The sequence below is a fragment of the Oryzomicrobium sp. genome (assembly GCF_036820405.1).
Lineage (GTDB): Bacteria > Pseudomonadota > Gammaproteobacteria > Burkholderiales > Rhodocyclaceae > Oryzomicrobium.
The window spans coordinates 1,386-4,545 of sequence record NZ_DAISLS010000027.1; the positions used below are offsets into that span (position 1 = coordinate 1,386).

Genomic DNA, 3,160 nt, shown 5'->3' on the forward strand with positions numbered 1-3,160 from the left:
CGGAAGAGCTTGCCAACGCGCTGAGCGTGGGTATCAGAAGCCTTTTCGTATTCGCAATTGCAATTGGGCTCCTCTTGAAAGCAGACGACATAAGTTCGTCGCTGGTTGGCGGCATATCGCTTGGACTGGGCGGCGTTGCCAGCCGCGCTGCATCGATTGCAACCAAGCCCGTCTCCAGTGCGATGAAAGTGGGCAAAGCGGCAATGACCGGCGGCATTCAGAAAGGTGTTGGCGAATTCCTTGGCGGCGAATTTCACCGCGACCCAAGATCCGGAAAAGTCGGATACAGATCGGCATTTCAATCGCACAAGGATTACACCTCGGCCCTACTACGAGGAGCCAGGTCAAAAAATGGCATCGGCGAGAAGTAAATAAACAACACCAGAGAACCACAGAGAGAACACCGGGATGGATGAAGAACAGAGCCGTGGAAATGCAGCGGATGCATCGCTGGATGCCTACAGCAGAGCGATGTTGGAGCACGCCAAGACCTTCGATCAAAGGATCATGGACGACGCTGCAGCCATGCAAAAGCGCGGCGCGATCACGTTCCTCGCGGGGCTTGTTTTCGCGGGTGTGGCCTTGGCCATCAGCGCCTACGTGATCATGGACAAGCGAGAAGTGCAGCCGTACGCGCTTTCCGTCAATCGGGAAGCCGGCACCGTCACCGAGCTGGTCAAGGTCAAGCCAGAGGAATTGACCTATGGCGAGGCATTGGACAAGAACTTCATAGCGACCTATGTGCGCTCGCGCGAGGAATTCAGCGACGCGACCATCGACTACAACTTCGAGCAAGTCCAGATCATGTCCTCCCCCGAGGTCATGAAACAATACATCGGATGGATCGACCCCAAATCAAGCCCGTTGAGTCCCTTGGTGCAGTACCCCAATGGGCACGTCATGGTCGAAATCACCGCCATCGTGTTCACGGGCAAAGGCTCTGCACAGGTGCACTTCAAGCGCACCGTGCGCAACGCTTCAAAGTCACCGGCCCCGTCCACCTGGATTGCGGTCATCGAGTACAAGTACGTCACGAAGAACATGACCGTATCGGCCCGCACTCGCAACCCGCTGGGGTTCATTGTCACGCACTACAACCGTGACGAGACAACGCCCGGCGCGGCCAAGGTGGATGCACCATGATGCCGAAGCAAATGCTTGTGTTTTCCCTGCTTGTCGGGATGGGAAGTGCCGTCTCTGCAATGGCATTTCCTCTGGACGAAAATCAACGCGAGGTGAAATCCCGCTTCGATCCGCGTGTCCGGATCGTGGAGTACAACCCGCTGGCCGTCGTATCCCTCAAGCAAGCACTTGGCTACTCGATCGACATTCAGTTCGAGTCTGACGAACGAGTGGTGTCTGTTTTCACTGGCGATTCGCTTGCATGGGAAATTGCCCCGCGCGACAACCACTTGGGGATCAAGCCACGCGAGCCCGAAGGGCGCACGAACATCTCTGTCATCACGAACAAGCGTCCGTACCAATTCCTGGTCGATGTGCTTCCGAAGGAAAAGCTCCCTGACCAGGACATGGTTTTTTTCATGGTCTTCAACTACCCGGAGAACCCCGGAATCAAGGCCACCGCGCAGAAAAAAGACGCAACAGCAAAGGAAATCCGCGCGGCTCTCAAGTCAACCACGCCTGTCCGAAATTCGCGGTATGAAGCATGCCGCCGCAATTCGGAAATCAACCCGATTGCGGTGTGGGACGATGGCCGATTCACGTACATGAAATTCCGGCCCGGCCAAGCCCTGCCCGTGGTGGATACCGTGCTTCCGGATGGTCAGGAGGCAATGGTCAATTTCCGCATGGGTGGTCAGGAAGGGGACGGAGAGGCTGATAGCCGAACGATGATCGTGATGGAGACAGCCACGAAGTTCATTACTCGCTTCGGCAAGGCCGAATCCTGCGTCATCAACAAGGGGACGGATACCGCCCCGATCAATGACGATGTGGATGGCTCCGGCTCCACCCGACATGGGTTTCTTCGCATTTTCAAGGGTGAGAAATGAACCAGCCGGCCATAGAAGATCGCGGCATCCCGACGCTCAAGGCGTCGTCTGGCACAAGCAAGAAACTGAAGCTTCTGGCGGCCGGCAGCCTGTTTTTGGTGTTGGCTTGCGGTATTGGCTTTCTTGTTTTCAAGAAAGTGATGACCACCCGCGCCGCCGAAAAAACCGAACAGGCTGAAGAAGGACGGGGCTCGAACACAAGCGACGTGCACGACACTGACGTCAAGGACGTCCCCGATTTCGTCAAGGAAGCCCGGAATAATCCCCCACCCGGCAGCACGCCCGATGAAGCAACAGATGCCGCCTCGCCGGACGCTGCCGCGCCGGCAGCCAGTAGCGCCACCAGCGTGGCCAGTCAGAACGGGGTGGGAAGCCAGAATGGCAACGATGGAGAGAACCCGCAGAAACCGACGCCGGAGGAAGATGCCAGAGCCCGCCGCCAACATGCCCCGGTGCTTGCTTATGAGGAAACGGGTGTTGTTGCAGCACCTGGCCATGCTGCCGGTGCGCAAGCCACGGCAGACGACGCCCAAGATCCGTACGAAGCGGCGATGCTGGCTGCACTGAATTCAGCCGGAGGCAACGCCGCACAGCAGCAGCCCGCCGGCGGTGGGCAGCGATTGAGTGAGCAGTTGAAAGCCGACCGTTACGAACCGGCCAGTGCGACGATGGGCGCTGCCCCCTCCTTCATGGTGCCCCAGGGCACCATTGCGCGGTGTGTGCTCCGTACAGGGTTCAATTCGCAGCTCGCTGGCTTCGCCAGCTGCATGCTGAGCGAGCCGATCTATTCGGCCGATGGTCGTTTCGTGATGGCCGAGCGGGGTTCGGTCGTATCCGGTGTCTACCAGACCGGGCAAGTGAAGCCTGGCGTCACGCGGGCCTTTGTCCTGTGGACTCGGATCAGGACGCCCAACGGCATCACGTTGAACGTGGACAGCCCGGCAACGGATGGGATGGGACAGAGCGGCATTACCGGCAAGGTGCGCAACCACTTCTGGCAACGCTTTGGCTCTGCCCTGCTGCTGAGCATGGTGGACGACGCGGTGGCGGCCACGTCCAACAACAACCGCTACCAGAACACCAGTAACGCGGCCAACGATGCCGCAGCCATTGCCGTGGAAAACAGCGTGAACATCCCGCCGACCATC

At 58.6% G+C, this 3,160-nt stretch carries 4 protein-coding genes; all 4 read left to right on the forward strand.

Features of this window, described 5'->3' with window-relative positions:
• Positions 1–371 (forward strand): hypothetical protein (locus V7Z98_RS17735; RefSeq protein ID WP_334159414.1); only part of this gene is annotated, 371 nt, incomplete at its 5' end.
• 37 nt (positions 372–408) lie between these two features.
• Positions 409–1,143, forward strand: a complete 735-nt coding sequence (locus V7Z98_RS17740) for a virB8 family protein (protein WP_334159416.1) — start codon at positions 409–411, stop codon at positions 1,141–1,143.
• Positions 1,140–2,012 carry a TrbG/VirB9 family P-type conjugative transfer protein gene (locus V7Z98_RS17745; RefSeq protein ID WP_334159417.1) on the forward strand — a complete coding sequence of 291 codons (873 nt, stop codon included), beginning with the start codon at positions 1,140–1,142 and terminating at the stop codon, positions 2,010–2,012. The genes V7Z98_RS17740 and V7Z98_RS17745 overlap by 4 nt, the downstream gene beginning before the upstream one ends.
• The coding region (locus tag V7Z98_RS17750; RefSeq protein WP_334159419.1) for a TrbI/VirB10 family protein at positions 2,009–3,160 on the forward strand (1,152 nt) is incomplete at its 3' end. The genes V7Z98_RS17745 and V7Z98_RS17750, both read left to right, overlap by 4 nt.